We start from the raw sequence: 17,505 nt of genomic DNA, 5'->3' as shown, positions 1-17,505 counted from the left end.
AGGACTGTCTATGAATTTCCGCTCTCTGGCTGCTGTCACGGCGCTGGTTGTCTCTCCTGTATGTGTTCTGGCTGTGCCGGGTATCGCTTCGGCGGCTGCCGTTGTCTCTTCCGGCAACAATGGATTGTCGGCGTGGACGGCGAAGGATATCGCGCAGGTAACAGGAAGGCCCTTCTCGGCGACGCGCGTGACGACGCAGATCACGACCGGCGCGGACGGCTCGCCGGTGACGCGGGAGATTTCGTCGAAGATCGTGCGCGATTCGAGCGGACGCGTGCGCGTGGAGACGCCGGTAGTGCACCAGCCGGATGGCGCGGTCGATCCGTCGCATGTTGCCGTGCAGGTCTATGACCCGGTCGGCCATACGCTGCTGACCTGGACCACATCGGGAAGGGTGGCGACGCTGATCCATCTGCCGTCGCAGACTGCTCCCTCTGCTGCGTCTTCGCAGGAAGTGGAGAGCCTGGGCAGCCAGGCGGTCAACAACATGCAGAGCGAAGGCCAGCGGGTGATGCAGGTGGTGCCGGCGGGCACGAACGGATATAAGGAGTCGGCCACGGTGGTCGCCGAGACCTGGACCTCGCCGGAGCTGAAGGTTCCGCTGCGGCAGACGATCCGCGATCCGCGCCACGGCACGGTGACGACAGAGCTGAGCGGGATTCTGCAGCATGAGCCCGATCCGTCGCTCTTCGCTGCCCCCGCCGGTTATGCGGTGCACGACCTGACGCCGCCGGTGTCTGCGCAGGGCGCGGCGCAGTAACGAAATTCCTTCATACGTGACTTTTGCGTGGCTGCGCGGGCTCCTCCTGAGCTGCGCAGCCCGGTTACACTGAAGAGGACATGCCTTCAGGAACGAAACCGGAAGAGACACCCGCGGAAAAAGACGTTCGCTATTTCCCCGCCGATATTGAACCGCGCTGGCAGGAGCGCTGGACCACAGATCCTGAGCTCTACGCCGCCGAGCCGGCCACCAGCAGCAAGCCCAAATATTATGTGCTGGAGATGCTGCCGTATCCCTCCGGGCAGCTGCACATGGGGCACGTGCGCAACTACTCCATTGGCGACGCGCTGGCGCGCTACATGTGGATGCAGGGCTACAACGTGCTGCACCCGATGGGATGGGACGCCTTCGGCCTGCCCGCCGAAAATGCCGCGCTCAAAAACAACACGCCGCCGCGCGAGTGGACGCTTTCGAATATCGCCGCGATGAAGCGGCAGATGACCCGCCTGGGCCTGAGCTACGACTGGAGCAACGAGGTCACCACCTGCCTGCCCGATTACTACCGCTGGAACCAGTGGTTCTTTCTGCGCATGGCGGAGCGCGGACTGGCTTACCGCAAAAAGAGCAAGGTCAACTGGTGTCCGCAGTGCGCGACGGTGCTGGCCAATGAGCAGGTGATCAACGGCTACTGCTGGCGGCATGAGGATCAGCTGGTCGAGCAGCGCGACCTGGAGCAGTGGTTTCTGCGCATCACCAACTACGCCCAGGAGCTGCTGGACGATCTGAGCAAACTGGATGGCTGGCCGGAGAAGGTGCGCACCATGCAGCGCAACTGGATCGGCCGCAGCGAAGGCGCCGAGGTGGAGTTTGAAGTGGCCGATCCGGACAGCGCGGAGGCCGCCGAGAAGCCGAAGGGCCCGGCGGAGCTGATTCTGCAGGCGCTCGATCCGGCGCGCAGGGGCACGCATATTCTGCCCGCGAGCGACGCGGTGAAGGGAACCGGGAAGAAGATCACCGTCTTCACCACGCGCATCGACACGATCTTCGGCGCGACGAGCCTGCAGCTGGCTCCGGAGCATCCGCTGGTGAAGGAGTTCGCGGCAGCCGACGAGAGGCTGTCGGCGGAGGTCGCGAACCTGCTCGAACAGCAGCGGAAGGCGCGCGAATCGGGCGACGTGGGCGAGATCGAGAAGCACGGCGTCTTCACCGGGTACCACGCGATCAATCCGTTCAACCACGAACGGCTGCCGATCTGGGTGGGGAACTACATCCTCTCCGACTACGGCACGGGCGCGATCATGAGCGTGCCGGCGCATGACGAGCGCGACTACGACTTTGCGAAGAAGTACGGCCTCGAAATCCGCGTGGTCGTGCTGCCGCGGCGCGTCGGCGAGGATGGCGGCGAGGCGCATCCGGAGCTGCCGTATACGGCCGAGGACAGCCTGCTGATCAACTCCGGCGAGTTCAGCGGCCTGGGATGCGAAGAAGCGCAGCAGAAAATGGCCGCGCGCGCCGCGGAGCATGGATTTGGCAAGGCCACGGTTACATTTCGGCTGAAGGATTGGGGCATCAGCCGCCAGCGCTACTGGGGCACGCCCATCCCGATGCTGTACTGCGAAAAGGACGGCATCGTGCCGGTGCCGGACGATCAGCTTCCGGTGCTGCTGCCGGATAACGTGAAGATCACGCAGCAGGGCGGCTCGCCGCTTGGCAATGTGCCGGAGTTCGTGAACGCGGTGTGCCCGAAGTGCGGCGGCGCGGCGCGGCGCGAGACCGACACGATGGACACCTTCGTCGATTCGTCCTGGTACTTCTACCGCTATACGGACGCTAAGAACGACAGGGCTCCATTTGACACTGCGACGGTTGCGTATTGGTTTCCGATCGATCAGTACATCGGCGGCGTCGAGCACGCCATCCTGCACCTGATCTACTCGCGCTTCTGGACGAAGGTGATGCGCGACCTGGGGCTGATCCGCAACGACGAGCCGGTGGCGCGGCTGTTCACCCAGGGCATGGTGATCCGGAACGGCGCGAAGATGTCGAAGTCGAAGGGCAATGTCGTTTCGCCCGATGAGATGATCGCCCGCTACGGAGCGGATGCGACGCGCATGTACTCGCTCTTTGCCGCGCCGCCGGATCGCGATCTGGACTGGCAGGAGGACGGCGTTGCAGGCGTGAGCCGTTTTCTGAGCAAGGTGTATCGCTTCGTCTCAAGGCACGCCCCGGCTGCCCGGACGGTTTCGCAGACAGCTTCGGGAACGCTGCCGGACGGCAAGTCCCCGCTGACGCAGTCGCTGCTGCGCAAGCTGCACCAGACGATTCGCAAAATCACCCAGGACTTTGCGGGGCGCTGGCACTTCAACACCTCGATCGCCGCCGTGATGGAGCTGGTAAACACCTTCACCGCGGCCGATGAAGAGATCGCCGCCGGCAAGGTGCCCGCGGTATATGTGGCCGAGCTGCTGCGCAGCCTGGTGCTGCTGATTGCGCCGTTTGCTCCTTATATGGCCTTCGATCTGTGGGAGCAGCTGGGGCAGACGGATAATCTGCTGCGCGCCCCGTGGCCGAAGTTCGACGAGGCGCTGGCGAAGGAAGACGAGATCGAGGTTCCGGTACAGGTGAACGGAAAGCTGCGCGCCGTGATTACCGCCGCCGCCGGAGCCGGCGAAGATGTGCTGCGCGATGCAGCGCTGGCGCAGGAAAAAGTGCAGGCAGCCATCAGCGGAAAACAGGTGGTGAAGATGATTATCGTGCCCGGCAAGCTGGTCAACCTGGTCGTGAAGTAGCGCGGCCATGGCTGACCTTCGCACCGCCGGAGCGCCGGTTCGCGGCACGCAGTCGTTCGTGGCCATTCTGGGCGAATGCCGCCGCAGGCCATCGCTGCTGGCGCTGGAGCTGCTGTGGCGCTGGCTCTTCGGCATTCCCATGCTGGCACTGCTGGCATGGGAGGCGTTGCGCATCCACGCTGCAGCCGCGCCGCAACTGGCCGGTACCGGCATCTATCAGTTCTCGCTTGAAGACCCGATGCGCGCCGCTGTGGTGATCGCGGATACCTGGGCGGTGCTGTGGCCGCCTGTGCTGCACGTGCTGCTGTGGCTGGTGCCGCTGGGCATTGCGGCCTGGGCGGTGATCTCCGGTGTGGGACGCAACCTGGTGCTGCGCCGCTATGACCGGACGATGCCGTGGCGGCCGGGGCAGATGATCGCGCTGCAGCTGATTCGCATGCTGGCCTTTGCGGGCAGCGTGATCGGGTGGTTCGCCGCGATCCACTGGTCGGCGCAGTCGACGCTGTCGGGGGCGGAGCCGAATCTGGTGAGTTACAGCGTGCTGGTCATCCTGTTTTCGCTGGGCATCTTTACGCTGTGGGCGCTGCTGAGCTGGGTCTTCTCGATTGCGCCGCTGCTGGCGCTGCTGGAAGACCGCGGCGTGGCGGCGAGCCTTGCGCGCAGCCTTCGCCTGGGCCCGCTGACCGGCAAGCTGGTGGAGATCAACCTGGTGATGGGCATCGTCAAACTGGGCCTGGTGGTGCTGGCGATGGTCTTTTCTGCCATCCCGCTGCCGTTTGAAACGGTGATGCATGGCACAGCGCTGTATCTCTGGTGGCTCGCGGGCTCGATTCTGTACCTGATCGCCTCGGACTTCTTCCAGGTGGCGCGGCTGGTGGCGTTTATCAGGCTGTGGGGACTGGCCGTCCAGGCGGACGCGCCTGCGGCGCAAAGCCGCCGCTCGTAAAGTAAACTGTCCTGTGGACACCTCCTCGATCGTCATCCTCGACTTCGGCTCCCAGTACACACAACTCATTGCTCGCCGCATTCGCGAGCAGAATGTCTTTTCCGTCGTTCTGCCCTGCACGGCAAAGATCGACGAGATCCAGGCGCAAAATCCGCTGGCCATCATCCTCTCCGGAGGACCATGCTCGGTCTATGACGCCGACGCGCCGCCGGCCGATCCGGAGGTGCTGAACCTTGGACTGCCGGTGCTGGGCATCTGCTATGGGCTGCAGTTCATCACGCATCATCTGGGCGGCAAGGTCAGCCCTGCACCCAGGCGCGAGTACGGCCACGCCGAAGTGGAGCTGATCGACAGGGCGAATCCGCTCTTCTCCGAGATTCCCGCCAACATTCACGTCTGGATGTCGCACGGCGACGAGGCGCTGGAGCTGCCGCCGGGCTTCCATCTGACCGCGAAGACGGCGAACGCCGTCGCCGGCATTGCCAATCCGGAGCGCCGCATCTGGGCGGTGCAGTTTCATCCTGAGGTCCATCACACGAAGCAGGGAAGCGCGCTGCTGCGCAACTTCCTCTTCAGCATCGTCGGCGCAAAGCCTGACTGGACGCCGGGGCACTTCATCCAGTCGACTGTCACGGCCATTCGCAAAAAAGTGGGCAGCGGCCACGCCATCTGCGCGCTCTCCGGCGGCGTCGATTCGTCGGTGGCGGCGGTGCTGGTGAATCAGGCGATCGGCGGCCAGCTGACCTGCGTCTTCGTCAACAACGGCGTGCTGCGCAGGGATGAGTTCCAGAAGGTGCAGCGCAACATGCGCGACAACCTCGGCCTGAATCTGGTGGCCGTCGATGCGAGCGAGCGCTTTCTGGCAAAGCTGGCCGGGGTGACCGATCCCGAGACCAAGCGCAAGATCATCGGCAACGAATTCATCGCCGTCTTCGACGACGAGGCGCACCGCATCGCGAAGCAGACAGGCGGCGTGGACTGGCTGGTGCAGGGAACGCTTTACCCCGACGTGATCGAGTCGTCCTCCGTCAAAGGCCCGTCGCAGACCATCAAGAGCCACCACAATGTCGGCGGCCTGCCGGAGACGATGAAGCTGAAACTGATCGAGCCGCTGCGCGATCTGTTCAAAGACGAGGTGCGGCGCATTGGACGCGATCTGCACATGCCGGACGACATTCTGCAGCGCCAGCCCTTTCCCGGGCCGGGGCTTGCGGTGCGCATTCTCGGCGAAGTGACGCCGGAGCGCGTGGCCCTGCTGCAGGAGGCCGATGACATCGTGGTTGCGGAGATCAAGGCCGCGGGCCTCTACCAGCAGATCTGGCAGTCCTTTGCCGTGCTGCTGCCGGTGAAGAGCGTGGGCGTGATGGGCGACCAGCGTACTTATGCATACACCTGCGCGATCCGCGCCGTTCACTCCGAAGACGGCATGACGGCGGACTGGGTGCCGCTGCCGTATGAGGTGCTGAAGACGATCTCCAGCCGCATTGTGAACGAGGTGCGGGGAATCAACCGCGTGGTCTACGACATTACCTCGAAGCCGCCGGGCACCATCGAGTGGGAATAGGCGCTGACCGCACGGGCGGACGCACCTGCGGTGCAAGAGCTCCATGGTGGCGCAAAGCCACATCGGGCTGCATCGGATGTGCTACCATTCGGCGGCTGAGAATTCTCAGCCGTGCTGATTTAATTTGATATCCGAATAAATTAAGGAAGACGAGGTTGCCGGTATGGCCTGGCTGCGCCGTTGTGGAGGGTTTTTCATGCTGTGCATTGCGGTCATGCTCGCGGTGCCGGTGACCGGCCATGCCGAGACGGGCGCGGCAGGGTGGCTGCGCTATGCGGCCATTCGCAATCCGGAGACGCTGCGCAGAGACCAGGCGCTGCCGGCGGGTGTGGTGCTGCTGGATCGCTCGCCGGTCCCGCTGAGCGCGGAGCAGGAGCTGGTGCGCGGGGTGCGCTCGATGCTCGACCGCACGCTTCGCATTGACGACACGCTGCCGGAGGAAGATGCCTTTGTGCTGGGCACGGCGAGCGAGATCGAAGGTGCGCTGCCGCAGGCGCGTGCGGGCACGCTGCAGCCGGAGAGCTTTTCGCTCAGTGTGGTGCATGCGCACGGACATGCCTACTGGGTGATTGAGGGCGGCGATGCGCGCGGCGTGCTCTACGGCACATTCCGCCTGCTGGCGAAGATGGGCACGGAGCAGGACCTGGCGATGCTGCACGACAGCGAATCGCCCTCGGCGCCGATCCGCTGGGTGAACCAGTGGGACAACATCGACGGCAGCATCGAGCGCGGCTATGCGGGGCGGTCGATCTTCTTCGATAACGGCGCGGTGCGCGAGGATGTGAGCCGCACCGGGGAGTATGCGCGGCTGCTGGCGTCGGTCGGCATCGACGGCTGCACCGTGAACAACGTGAACGCCAGCCCGAAGATGCTCTCGCCGGAGATGATCGGCGGCCTGGCGCGCATCGCCGATGAGTTCCGCCCATGGGGTGTGCGGCTGTCGATCTCCGTGGCGCTGAACAGCCCGCAGACGCTCGGCGGGCTTTCGACCTTCGACCCGCTCAATCCGCAGGTTATCGCATGGTGGCAGAGCAGAGTGGATGCTCTCTACGCGCAGATCCCCGACTTCGGCGGCTTCGTCGTCAAGGCCGATTCGGAGGGGCAGCCGGGGCCGTCGCAGTATGGACGCACGCCGGCCGATGCGGCCAACATGCTGGCGCGCATGCTGAAGCCGCACGGCGGCATCCTGCTCTATCGCGCCTTTGTCTATAACCATCATCTCGACTGGAACGACATGAAGGCCGACCGGGCGCGGGCTGCGTACGACATCTTTCATCCGCTCGACGGGAAGTTTGAAGACAACGTCGTGGTGCAGATCAAATACGGTCCGATTGATTTTCAGGTGCGCGAGCCTGTATCGCCGATCTTTGCCGGACTGAGAAAGACGAGCGAGGCCATCGAGCTGCAGGTCACGCAGGAGTACACCGGGCAGGCGCATCACGCGGTCTTTCTGATTCCGCTGTGGAAGGAGAGCCTCGACTTCGACCTGCATGCCGATAACCGCTCGACGACCGTTGCGAGCATTGTGGAAGGGAAGGCCTTTCATCACGCTCTGGGAGGCTTCGTCGGCGTGGCGAATGTCGGCCTCGATGCGAACTGGATGGGGCATCCGCTGTCGATGGCGAACCTCTACGGCTTCGGGCGGCTGGCGTGGAATCCGGAGCTGACCTCAGCGGCGATTGCCGAAGAGTGGACGCGGCTGACCTTCAGCAACAATCCGGAGGTGGCGTCGACAGTTGACGGCATTCTGCTGCATTCATGGCATGCGTACGAGGGCTACACGGGCTCGCTCGGCATCGGCACGCTGACCGACATTCTGCATGCGCATTACGGGCCGGGCATCGAGTCGGCGGAGCGCAACGGATGGGGGCAGTGGTTCCGCGCCGATCATCAGGGCGTTGGCATGGATCGCACGGTGGCGACGGGGACGGGCTATATCGGGCAGTATCCGCCGGAGGTGGCGAAGCGGTATGAGTCGCTGGCGACGATGCCGGATTCGCTGCTGCTCTTCTTTCATCATGTGCCGTGGAACTACAGACTGCACAACGGCCAGACGGTGATTCAGTACACCTACAACGCGCACTATGCGGGCGCGGAAGAGGCGGCGCAGTTTATGACCGACTGGAAGCGGCTCGACGGCCTGATCGATGACGAGCGCTATCAGAAGGTGCTCGATCTGCTGATCTATCAGTCCGGGCACGCGGTTGTATGGCGCGACGCGGTCTGCAACTGGGCGAAGAGCATGTCGGGGATTCCGGATGACAGGGGACGCGTGGGGCATTATCCGGATCGCATCGAGGCCGAGAATATGAAGCTCACCGGCTACACGGTCGTCGATGTCACGCCGCCGGAGACGGCCTCGGGCGCGAAGGGCGTGGTCTGCGAAGGGCAGGCAAGCTGCATGGCGGAGACGGTCTTTCACGGAGCATCCGGATGGTATGACTTAGGCGTGGAGTACTTCGACTATCGCAGCGGCGACTCGACCTTCCGCGTCTTTCTGAATCAGCAGCTCATCGGCGAGTGGACGGCAGACAACACGCTGCCCGCGGAGCGCATGAACGGCGATACGTCGTCGCGGAAGACGCTCGACGGGATTCCGCTGCGCACCGGCGATACGATTCGCATCGAGGGTACGCCGGACGGCAATGAGCCGGCACCGCTGGATTACATCGCGGTGGACCGGATTGTGTCCCGCACAGACAAGGCAGCGGGGAGTAACAGTCCGGACGCGGCGCAGACGAAGCACTGAGCCGAACGATCGAATTTCTCATACGCTGCGACCTGCCGTGGCAGGACAGATCCCGGCACGAAAATGCAATTGGGATGCGTGCATCAGGAGCCGAAGACCACGGAAACAGCGGCCTCCGATAGCAACCGTGAAGATGCAGAGGTATTATCGTGAGCATGGCAACCATTCACATCTCGGCGACCGAGGCAGCCCGCGACTTTGCAGGTCTGCTGGCCCGCGTACGGGCAGGCGCGGAGGTCGTGATTGAAGACGGTTCGCTGACCGTGGCCGTACTACATACGCCGTCGCCGCCTCGCCGCTCCATCGAGGAGTGCATTGCGCTGCTGCCGGAAGATTCTCCGGCAATGGTGGACGAAGACTTCGCTCGCGATGTTGCCGAGGCCGTTGAGATTCACCGCGAGCCTCTGAACCCACCAGCATGGGACTGATCCTCGACTCCAGCGTGCTCATCGCAGCGGAGCGCAAAGGCATGAATGCGCGGCAGACGCTGATGGAAATTGCCGGGCACGCAGCCGGTGAGGATGTCGCTGTTTCGGTGATTACGCTGATCGAGCTGGCGCACGGAGCAGCCCGCGCCGACACGCAGGAAAGAAAGGCCATGCGGGCAGCAGTTTCTGCATGAGCTGGCGGCGGCGCTGCCGGTGCATCCGGTAACTGTTCCCATAGCCCTGCGCGCTGGACAGATCGATGGCGAGAACACGGCGAAGGGCATCCGCGTTGCGCTCTCCGATCTGCTGATTGGAGTGACAGCGCTCGAGCTCGGCTATCGTATTGCCACAGCTAATATGCGCCACTTCCGGATGTTACCGGGACTTGAAGTCGAACCTTTCTAAGTACGGGAACGGCTTGCATCGTCACAGCGGCTGTGATATTTATTTGGTATTCAAGTTTGCTCCTAATAAGAGCGAGCCTGAATTTCATGCAGAGTGGCTGAGGGACGGGCCCTGTGACGCCACGACAACCGGCCTGAGCAATTCAGGACATCGGTGTCAACTCTCGCTCACCTTAAGTGGTGGGGAACATGAGATTCGGGGTGCATGCTGTATCGCACTTCGCGAAATCCATCGAAGAGTAGTGAAAACAGCGCTGCATTTGCTGTTTGAGTTGTCACATTTGCCCGTAAGGTCCACCTTGTTGTGGATCGCTGAAGGCCGCTCTCGGAAGACGAGGGCAGAATGGCTGCAGCTTACGAATTACGATGTCGCGAATGCGGGAAGCGTTTTGACAACGCACCGCTTTCGATCTGTGACGAGTGCTTTTCGCCGCTGGAAGTGATTTGCGACCTGGAGGCGGCTCGCGGGACGTTTACCCGCGAGGCCATCGCCGCCGGACCCTCCAGCATGTGGCGCTACAAATCTCTGCTGCCGGTGCCCGAAGATTACAAGCCGGTCACGCCAGCCGGATGGACGCCGCTGCTTCCGGCTCCGCACCTGGCGGAGCGGATCGGCGCGAAGAACCTCTACATCAAGAATGACGCCGTCTGCATGCCGACGCTGAGCTTCAAGGACCGCGTGGTCGCGGTAGCACTGGCGAACGCGCAGACCTTCGGGTTCGACACCGTCGGCTGCTCCTCGACCGGCAACCTGGCAAACGCCGTCGCCGCGGGAGCCGCGCGCCACGGCCTCAAAACCTACATCCTCGTCCCCTCTGACCTGGAGCCCGCCAAGATTCTGAACACCCAGGTTTACGGCGCGACGCTGGTGCGCATCGACGGCAACTACGATCACGTCAACCGCCTGTGCTCGCAGATCGCTGACCGGTACAGCTGGGGCTTCGTGAACGTCAACCTGCGGCCCTACTATGCGGAAGGCTCGAAGTCGGTCGGCTTCGAGATCGCCGAACAGCTCGGCTGGCGCCTGCCCGACAACGTGGTCTGCCCGATGGCCGGTGGCTCGCTGATTACCAAAATCCGCAAGGCCTTCAAGGAGCTGATCGCGCTCGGTCTGGTGGAGGAGAAGGAAGTGCGCTTCTTCGGCGCGCAGGCCACCGGATGCTCGCCAATCTCGACGGCGGTGAAGAACGGCGCGGATCACATCGAGCCGCAGCGTCCTTCGACGATTGCGCGGTCGCTGGCGATCGGGAACCCGGCGGACGGCGTCTACGCGGCGCGGGCCATTCGCCAGAGCGGCGGCTGGGCCGAGGATGTGTCGGATGTCGAGATCGTCTCCGCGATTCAGGAGCTGGCCGAGACCGAAGGCATCTTCACAGAGACGGCCGGCGGCGTGACGACGGCGGTGACGGCGCGGCTTTACGCGCATGGCCGCATTCACCCCGACGATCTGACCGTGACCTGCATCACCGGCAACGGCCTGAAGACCACCGACGCGCTCGCGGGCGTCTATGACCAGGAGGCGGCGATTCGTCCGCGCCTGACCGACTTTGAAGCTTACATCTCACAGAAGAACGATGAACCGGAACTGGTCGTGGAGGGTGCAAATGTCCGTTAGAGTCCTTTTACCGAATGCTTTTCAGAAACACACCAACGGCGCGCGCGAGCTGACCTCGAGCGCGGCCAATCTTCCCGGACTCATCACGGAGATCGAAACGACCTTTCCGGCGCTGCGCACGCATCTGCGCGATGAGAACGGCGAGGTCCGCCGCTTCATCAACTTCTACGTCAATGAGGAAGACATCCGCTTTCTCGGCAACGAAAAGTACAACTTCCAGGACGGCGACGAAGTGCTCGTCATCCCCTCCATTGCAGGAGGGTGCTGCACGAAGGGCGAGTGCCGCTGCTGCTCCTACTGCGGCGCGGAAGAGTGCCGCTGCGATCTGTAATCGCTGCGCTTCCGAATCATGATCGGGCCGGGCTCGCTTTTTGCGGGTCCGGCCTTTTTGCTGTGCGGCTCTTTTCAGCTTGACGAATCCGCAGACGGAGTGACACCCTCAGTGCCTCCCCCGAATGCGGAGGTTCTATGTTCATTGTCTGGTGGATTATCGTCGGCCTGATTGCAGGATGGATCACCGGCAAGCTGATGAGCGGCGGCGGATACGGCGCGCTCATGGATATCGTAATCGGCATCATCGGAGCCATCGTCGGCGGCTTCATCATGCGCACGCTGGGCTTCGCCGGCTCCGGCGGTTTGCTTTACACCATTCTGGTGGCGATTCTGGGAGCGGTGATTCTCACGCTGCTGCTGCGGCTGCTGACGCGAGGCCGCGTCCGCCAGATCTGAGATCGCTCACAATCTTGACGCCAGGCCCTGGCGGGACACGAAAACTGCCGTGTCCTGTCAGGGTTTTACTTTGCCGGCATCTGTGCCTGCGCTACGGCCGGAGCGGGCGGTGAAGACGGCTGTGCCGGTACTTCGGCTACGCCCAGAATGCGTCCTGTACGGCGGTCCTGCGCGAAGACGACCAGGCGCATTGGCTTCTGCTGCTTGTTGCCGGAGAAGGGGATCGCGATGGGGCGATTGAAGGGATGGTCGAGGGAGCCAACCTTCTTCATGACGCGAACGACGGCGACATGCTCCAACTGGTGCCCTGAGTTTTCGCCGCGCAGCACGTTCGACTGATCGTGGTCGTCTGCCAGGGTGGCGTAGAGGTCGGCTTTGGCGGTTTCCGTGGTGGTGATGGTGGCGGTGGCTTTGCCGTCGGACCAGTTCACGTCGGCAATCGTAATTGCGATGGAGGGGTGTTTCGCGGCTTCTTCGATGGCGGCCACGACTGCGGGCCGGTTGTTGGCCGTGATTCCCTGGGCGCCGTCGATGACCGCTTCCGGAGTGTAGTTGCTGTCCTGGCGGAACTGCGAAGTGTAGGCGGTCTGCCGCTCGGTCATTTCCTCGGAGGACCAGGGGTCGTGCCAGCCGTCATGGTCCCAGTAGTCGACGTGCTCACTGAGCACGATGACGCGGGCGCCGGGAATGTTTTCGGCGCGGTCGAGGGCCATGAGGAACTGGTCGGCTGGCGGGCAACTGGAGCAGCCTTCGGAGGTGAAGAGCTCCACCAGTACGGGCTGCCGGGTGGAAACTTGCGCGGAGGCTGGAAACGGCAGGGCAAAGCAGCCTGCGATGAGGAGAATCGCTGGGAAGAGGAAGCGATATTGGGGCCAAATCATTGCGTGCCCTCCAATCCGGCGGACATTTCTTTGACTGTCAGGGTCCAGTCTGGTTACTACGGGAGGGGTCTGTCAACCATTCGATCGCGGATAGGAGCGGTTGAAGGGGAAGACCAGCTCCGACGTGGAAGCGACGGCATTGCCGTTCACGGTTGCGGGATGGAAATGCCAGCCCTTTACCGTGTCGAGTACAAGCTGATCGAGGCCGTTGCCGAGGCCCTGTACCAGCTTCTCGTTCGTGACTTCTCCGGAGACGCTTACATCGACGTCAACGACTACGTTCTGATTCACGCCCGGCAAAAGGGTGCGATCGGCGACGTGCGGCGAGGGCGAAAAAATGGGATAGGCCGGCTCGGCGTCATCGGACCCGCTGCCGGTTCCGGCGGTCATCTGCGATGCGGGCTGTTGAGGCGCGGGGCTTCCGGCGGAGTGGGCGGAGGTGTTTCCGGCGGTGCTGGTCTGGACTTCCTGAACGACCGGCTCAGGAGGGGTGGGCAGCAGCGATTTCTGCTTTACGACTGTTTTTTTCGCCTGATGCGATCCGCTGCCCGGATGAGGGATGGGAGGCGCGTCGATGCCGACGCCGTTGGCCTGATAGAGCGCGACCATGCAGCAGCGCGCGGCGGGGCGAATGGGGTGAATTTTGACCGAGTGCAGCGTGAGGACGAAGACCAGCAGAACGATGACGGCATGGATGGCCGCCGAGGACGCGGAGATGGCGAAGCGGGAGAGCCGCCCGCGCCGGCTGGTAAGGTGATCGCGGTACAGGTCCATTCTGCCCTCCAGTCGTTTAGTCAGTGAGACGCAGATGCACGTCGTTTGGCTCAGCGCCGGCGCTAAATCTTTCCGCGCAGCAGGTCGCAGGCCTTCTTCAGATCTTCGTCGCGCTTGGCAAAGCAGAAGCGCAGCAGATTTTCGCCGCGGCCACCGGTGAAGAAGGCGGTTCCGGCCACGCCTGCGACTTTTTTATCGCGAAGCAGATTGCGAGCCTTTTCCTTCGCGGTCGCGCCGGGCAGCGAGCTCACGTCGGCCAGCACGTAATACGCTCCCGGAGGAACGGACGGGGTAAGACCCGCAGCGGTGAGCGCGGAGCACATCTGATCGCGTTTTGCCTGATACTCCGTCGCCATTGAGGTGTAGAACGAGTCGGGAAGCTCCATCAGCCCCGCGGCCGCGCCGTACTGAAAGGGCGAAGGGCTGCAGACGTAGGTCAGATCGTGGAAGTAGGCGATGGAGCCGAGCCATCGGCGGTCGGCGATGAGATAGCCGATGCGCCACCCGGTGATGCTGAAGGTCTTCGACAGGCCGGAGATGGTGATGGTGCGCTCGGCCATGCCCGGCAGCGTGGCCGGACTGATGTGCTTCGCTCCGTCGTAGACGAAGTACTCGTAGATCTCGTCGGTGAAGAGAAAGAGATCGTGCTCTTCGGCAAGCGCGGCAATGGCCTCGAGCTCGGCGAGAGTAAAGACCTTGCCGCAGGGATTGGAGGGCGAGTTGACGAGGATGGCTTTGGTGCGCGGCGTGATCGCGGCGCGCAACGCATCGAGGTCGATCTCCCATGTGTGCATGGCCATGGGCACGGCAACCGGAACGGCGCGCACGCTCATCAGCGTGTTCAGGTGGTAGCCGTAAAAGGGCTCGAAGAGAATGACCTCGTCGCCCGGATCGAGCAGCGCGAGGCAGGCGGCGTAGAGCGCGCCGGTCGCGCCGGAGGCGACGAGAACCTCTCCATCGGGATCGGCCTTCATGCCGTTGTGGCGCTCAAGCTTTTGTGAGATGGCCTGACGCAGCGGCGTAATGCCGTCGAGCCGCGTATAGATGTTGTTGCCGTCGTGAATGGCGCGAATCGCGGCTTCGACGACGGGCTCGGGGACTTCGGTATCGCAGACACCCTGTGCCAGGTTCACGCCACCCACACGGTCGCACTCGACGGTCATCGACCGGATCTCGGACTGCATGATTTTCGGGGAAATCTCGCTCAGGCTCAGCTTCTCGACGGTGGCACGCATGCTTTTATTGCATCACAGAAAGGCCGCCGAGGGTATGACGAAATCGTGGCAGGGGCTGCCGAACGAAAAGACGGGGCTTTGAGCAGGAAGCCCAAAGCCCCGGGAGACGCAATCGACGATCACATAGCCGTGTCCGGGCGATCTTCAGCTCAGAGTGACAGCCAGCCTTGTTACCGACGACGGCGGAAAGGTGAAGCGCACGCTCTGCCCGCTCACAGCAGCCGTGGCCGTTCTGGTCTGCACGGCTCGCGGCTGCTCGAAGGTGTTGTGCGCGTGAATGTCATCTGCGGCGAGCACGGTCGCCTCGGCCGAGACGGCGCTGCCGCCCTGCAGCCGAATCTCCGTCTCCCGCGCCTCGGTCAGGTGCGGATTTGTAACCGTGAGAGTGAGCTGTTTGTCCTTCACCGACGCGGAGCCGTTCAGCCCCCACAGCGGACCCTTCGTTACTCCGGGCGTGGTGCCTGCGCCGAACGGGCCCTGCTTGTTGTCCGTGTACGAAAAGTCGATGGCAGGCGCGGCGAACTCGGTGCGCACCGAGCGGCCGCCCTGATGCGAGGCATACATCCGGAAGACCTCGAAGTTCGGCGTCTCGATGAAGTGATCCTCATGCGCGAGGAAGAGGGAATTGATGCAGTTCACTAACTGCGCGCAGGCGGCCATGCTCACCTTCTCCGCATGGCGCACGAAGGTGTCGAGGGTGAGCGCGGTCATGACGGCGTCACGGATGGTGATCTGCTGCCCGAAGATGTGCGAGGGATCGAGCTCGGTGTCCATGCGGTACCACGGGCCGTATTCATCGACGACCAGCTTCACGCGATGCTCATGGTCGTAGACACCCATCGCCGTCCAGTGATCGAGGATGATCTTCTCCATCCGGTCGGCTTTGGCGTAGGCCGGGTAAACCTCTTCCGCGGTGAAGTCGAGCGCCTCGGGCAGGTCGGTGTAGTAATGCAGCGACCAGCCGAAGGGCGGATCGATTTTGCGCGACCCGAAGATGTTTCCGAAGAACTGTGTCGTCCAGTCCACATCGTCGCCGTTGGGGCCGGAGGCGACGTATTTGAGATCGAGCCCGTAGTGCGGCACCCACGCCTGAAAGCGGCGGTACTCCGACGCATAGGCCTCGGGCGTAAACTGGCCGCCGCAGCCCCAGCTCTCATTGCCGATGCCCCAGTACTGCACGTTGTAGGGCGCGCTGGTGCCGGCCTGCGCGCGCATGTCGGCATAGGCTGTGCTGCCGGCCGGAGAGTTGCAGTACTCGACCCACTGATCGAAGGCGTAGGGAGGCAGGCTGCGCAGATTGGCGGCGATATACGGCTGCGCGCCGGAGAGGCGGCAGAGACGCGCAAAGTCGTCGGTGCCGAACTGATTCGGCTCAAACTTTACGGGCGAGTCGTTGGGCAGCTTTGCGGCGTGCTCCTCGTCGACCCAGAAGTCGGTACGCTTCGGCCGTTTGCTGCGCGGTCCCACACCGTCGCGCCAGTCGTAGCTGTCGGCAAAGCAGCCGCCGGGCCAGCGGATGACCGGGGCATGAATCGCCTTCAGGCGGTCGATGAGCGCGGTGCGAATGCCGTCCGTATTGGCGATCTTCGAGTTTTCTCCCACCCACACGCCGTCGTAGATCACGCCGCCGAGGTGCTCGATGAAGTGGCCGAAGATCTCGGGCGCGACAGTGGCGACCGGCTCGTCGAGCAGCACTTCGATGTGCGCGCCGGCTCCGGCTGCGGCAAGGCTGTGACTGCGGAAGAGAAAGAAAGCCGAGCCGGCCAGCGTGCCGGTCTTCAGAAAATCGCGTCTGCGCATGAAGTTGTTCTCCGTAATCGTTCCCGGGGAAGAGAAAACCGCAATCGCATGAGAAAACATTTTCTCGTCCGCGTCAAGCAAAAGAATGAAATAGCCATTTCAGAGGCAGCCCTGCGGGGCATCTGCGAATCAGAGGAGAAGATGCTGGTCTGTCAGCGGTCCTTTATAAGGGCGCGCATAGCCGTGACTTCGCCGTGGAGCTCGCGCGCCGCGGTCTTGCGATCGGACGAGGCGTTTCTTTCGGTGCCGAACTGAATTCCGGCGCGAAGCTCACCCATACCGAGCACGCGCACCAGATGCGGGCCGAAGGTGATGTCTCCGTAGTAACAGAGATCGCGCTCGCGTCCTCCGTCGATGGAGTAGCCGATGGCCGCAGCGGTGATCGCGGCATGCGCCTGAAGCGCGGGCTCGAAGAGGGAAGAGTGAAAGGGAAGCACGGTTCCGCCGTCGGTGCTGGTGCCTTCGGGAAAGAGCAGGACGGGTATCTTCTCATGCAGCGCTTCGGTGATCTGCCTGGCAGCCTGGCCGACCGCGGAGGTACGCTCGCGGGTAATGAAGATGGTTCCCGCGCAGCGCGCGAAGAGACCGAAGAGCGGCCAGGAGCGTACGTCGCTCTTCGAAACAAAGACGCAGGGCGTGATCGTCGCGTAGAAGAGAATATCGAGATAGCTCAGATGGTTTGAGACGACCAGACCGCTTTCAGGCAGAGGCCCTTTGTATTCCACCCGCATGCCGAGCCTGCGCACGATCAGAGCGCAGGACTGCTGCAGCCACAGCGCGCGATGGCGCGGAGTCAGTCCGCCCGCGTGACGAAGACGAGTGAGGACGAAGCCGAGAAGAATCTCCGCCAGGCAGGTGAGCATTACCGTG

General features: G+C 63.1%; 16 protein-coding genes and 1 riboswitch. Of the genes, 11 read left to right on the top strand and 5 right to left on the bottom strand.

Annotated elements, in window-relative coordinates:
* Positions 1-10: 10 nt before the first annotated feature.
* The 11 genes from D0Y96_RS05570 (at position 11) to D0Y96_RS05520 (ending at position 11,945) form a co-directional block, all read left to right on the top strand.
* Positions 11-760: a hypothetical protein gene (locus tag D0Y96_RS05570; RefSeq protein WP_117298355.1), complete on the top strand. Its 750-nt coding sequence runs from the start codon at positions 11-13 to the stop codon at positions 758-760.
* An 80-nt stretch (positions 761-840) separates the two neighbouring features.
* Positions 841-3,510 (top strand): leucine--tRNA ligase, encoded by a 2,670-nt coding sequence (gene leuS, locus D0Y96_RS05565; protein WP_117298354.1) that lies wholly within the window; start codon positions 841-843, stop codon positions 3,508-3,510.
* A 7-nt stretch (positions 3,511-3,517) separates the two neighbouring features.
* Positions 3,518-4,456, top strand: coding sequence for a hypothetical protein (locus tag D0Y96_RS05560; RefSeq protein ID WP_117298353.1), 939 nt, complete (start codon positions 3,518-3,520; stop codon positions 4,454-4,456).
* A 13-nt stretch (positions 4,457-4,469) separates the two neighbouring features.
* Positions 4,470-6,020 (top strand): glutamine-hydrolyzing GMP synthase, encoded by a 1,551-nt coding sequence (gene guaA / locus D0Y96_RS05555; protein WP_117298352.1) that lies wholly within the window; start codon positions 4,470-4,472, stop codon positions 6,018-6,020.
* Positions 6,021-6,216: 196 nt separating this feature from the next.
* Positions 6,217-8,769 (top strand): alpha-glucuronidase family glycosyl hydrolase, encoded by a 2,553-nt coding sequence (locus D0Y96_RS05550; RefSeq protein ID WP_252263502.1) that lies wholly within the window; start codon positions 6,217-6,219, stop codon positions 8,767-8,769.
* A 155-nt stretch (positions 8,770-8,924) separates the two neighbouring features.
* Entirely contained in the window at positions 8,925-9,197 is a 273-nt protein-coding gene (locus D0Y96_RS05545) for a hypothetical protein (protein ID WP_117298350.1), read from the top strand.
* Positions 9,188-9,391 carry a PIN domain-containing protein gene (locus D0Y96_RS05540; RefSeq protein WP_117298349.1) on the top strand — a complete coding sequence of 68 codons (204 nt, stop codon included), beginning with the start codon at positions 9,188-9,190 and terminating at the stop codon, positions 9,389-9,391. The genes D0Y96_RS05545 and D0Y96_RS05540 overlap by 10 nt, the downstream gene beginning before the upstream one ends.
* A gap of 19 nt (positions 9,392-9,410) precedes the next feature.
* Positions 9,411-9,602 (top strand): type II toxin-antitoxin system VapC family toxin, encoded by a 192-nt coding sequence (locus D0Y96_RS05535; RefSeq protein WP_117298348.1) that lies wholly within the window; start codon positions 9,411-9,413, stop codon positions 9,600-9,602.
* Positions 9,603-9,683: 81 nt separating this feature from the next.
* A riboswitch (SAM riboswitch) is annotated at positions 9,684-9,797 on the top strand.
* A 147-nt stretch (positions 9,798-9,944) separates the two neighbouring features.
* Complete coding sequence (gene thrC / locus D0Y96_RS05530; RefSeq protein WP_117298347.1) at positions 9,945-11,216, top strand: threonine synthase; 1,272 nt, start codon at positions 9,945-9,947, stop codon at positions 11,214-11,216.
* Positions 11,206-11,547 carry a MoaD/ThiS family protein gene (locus D0Y96_RS05525; protein WP_117298346.1) on the top strand — a complete coding sequence of 114 codons (342 nt, stop codon included), beginning with the start codon at positions 11,206-11,208 and terminating at the stop codon, positions 11,545-11,547. The genes thrC and D0Y96_RS05525 overlap by 11 nt, the downstream gene beginning before the upstream one ends.
* 137 nt (positions 11,548-11,684) lie before the next feature.
* Positions 11,685-11,945, top strand: a complete 261-nt coding sequence (locus D0Y96_RS05520) for a GlsB/YeaQ/YmgE family stress response membrane protein (RefSeq protein ID WP_117298345.1) — start codon at positions 11,685-11,687, stop codon at positions 11,943-11,945.
* Between the two features lie 65 nt (positions 11,946-12,010).
* On the opposite strand, the gene D0Y96_RS05515 is transcribed toward D0Y96_RS05520, so the two are convergent.
* From D0Y96_RS05515 to D0Y96_RS05495, 5 genes are all read right to left on the bottom strand, one after another.
* Positions 12,011-12,826 (bottom strand): DUF1223 domain-containing protein, encoded by an 816-nt coding sequence (locus tag D0Y96_RS05515; RefSeq protein ID WP_117298344.1) that lies wholly within the window; start codon positions 12,824-12,826, stop codon positions 12,011-12,013.
* A 72-nt stretch (positions 12,827-12,898) separates the two neighbouring features.
* The gene (locus D0Y96_RS05510) at positions 12,899-13,600 is read right to left on the bottom strand and encodes a TonB family protein (protein WP_117298343.1); all 702 of its coding nucleotides are present in this window, start codon (positions 13,598-13,600) and stop codon (positions 12,899-12,901) included.
* A gap of 62 nt (positions 13,601-13,662) precedes the next feature.
* Positions 13,663-14,835, bottom strand: coding sequence for a pyridoxal phosphate-dependent aminotransferase (locus D0Y96_RS05505; RefSeq protein WP_117298342.1), 1,173 nt, complete (start codon positions 14,833-14,835; stop codon positions 13,663-13,665).
* 144 nt (positions 14,836-14,979) lie between these two features.
* On the bottom strand, positions 14,980-16,635 hold the full coding sequence (locus D0Y96_RS05500; RefSeq protein ID WP_117298706.1) for an alpha-N-arabinofuranosidase: 1,656 nt from the start codon (positions 16,633-16,635) through the stop codon (positions 14,980-14,982).
* A gap of 152 nt (positions 16,636-16,787) precedes the next feature.
* Positions 16,788-17,498: a lysophospholipid acyltransferase family protein gene (locus tag D0Y96_RS05495; protein WP_158562231.1), complete on the bottom strand. Its 711-nt coding sequence runs from the start codon at positions 17,496-17,498 to the stop codon at positions 16,788-16,790.
* Positions 17,499-17,505 lie beyond the last annotated feature (7 nt).

Origin of the sequence: Paracidobacterium acidisoli, assembly GCF_003428625.2 — a bacterium.
Lineage (GTDB): Bacteria > Acidobacteriota > Terriglobia > Terriglobales > Acidobacteriaceae > Paracidobacterium > Paracidobacterium acidisoli.
This window is presented reverse-complemented; position numbering and strand designations above follow the sequence as displayed.

Bases quoted from the DNA above. Each gene is read 5' to 3' on its own strand.
- D0Y96_RS05495 (WP_158562231.1), bottom strand. From the start codon at position 17,498: ATGCTCACCTGCCTGGCGGAGATTCTTCTCGGCTTCGTCCTCACTCGT.
- D0Y96_RS05505 (WP_117298342.1), bottom strand. From the start codon at position 14,835: ATGCGTGCCACCGTCGAGAAGCTGAGCCTGAGCGAGATTTCCCCGAAA.
- D0Y96_RS05545 (WP_117298350.1), top strand. From the start codon at position 8,925: ATGGCAACCATTCACATCTCGGCGACCGAGGCAGCCCGCGACTTTGCA.
- D0Y96_RS05560 (WP_117298353.1), top strand. From the start codon at position 3,518: ATGGCTGACCTTCGCACCGCCGGAGCGCCGGTTCGCGGCACGCAGTCG.
- D0Y96_RS05570 (WP_117298355.1), top strand. From the start codon at position 11: ATGAATTTCCGCTCTCTGGCTGCTGTCACGGCGCTGGTTGTCTCTCCT.
- D0Y96_RS05510 (WP_117298343.1), bottom strand. From the start codon at position 13,600: ATGGACCTGTACCGCGATCACCTTACCAGCCGGCGCGGGCGGCTCTCC.
- leuS (WP_117298354.1), top strand. From the start codon at position 841: ATGCCTTCAGGAACGAAACCGGAAGAGACACCCGCGGAAAAAGACGTT.
- D0Y96_RS05515 (WP_117298344.1), bottom strand. From the start codon at position 12,826: ATGATTTGGCCCCAATATCGCTTCCTCTTCCCAGCGATTCTCCTCATC.
- D0Y96_RS05520 (WP_117298345.1), top strand. From the start codon at position 11,685: ATGTTCATTGTCTGGTGGATTATCGTCGGCCTGATTGCAGGATGGATC.
- D0Y96_RS05550 (WP_252263502.1), top strand. From the start codon at position 6,217: ATGCTGTGCATTGCGGTCATGCTCGCGGTGCCGGTGACCGGCCATGCC.
- D0Y96_RS05500 (WP_117298706.1), bottom strand. From the start codon at position 16,635: ATGCGCAGACGCGATTTTCTGAAGACCGGCACGCTGGCCGGCTCGGCT.
- D0Y96_RS05540 (WP_117298349.1), top strand. From the start codon at position 9,188: ATGGGACTGATCCTCGACTCCAGCGTGCTCATCGCAGCGGAGCGCAAA.
- D0Y96_RS05525 (WP_117298346.1), top strand. From the start codon at position 11,206: ATGTCCGTTAGAGTCCTTTTACCGAATGCTTTTCAGAAACACACCAAC.
- thrC (WP_117298347.1), top strand. From the start codon at position 9,945: ATGGCTGCAGCTTACGAATTACGATGTCGCGAATGCGGGAAGCGTTTT.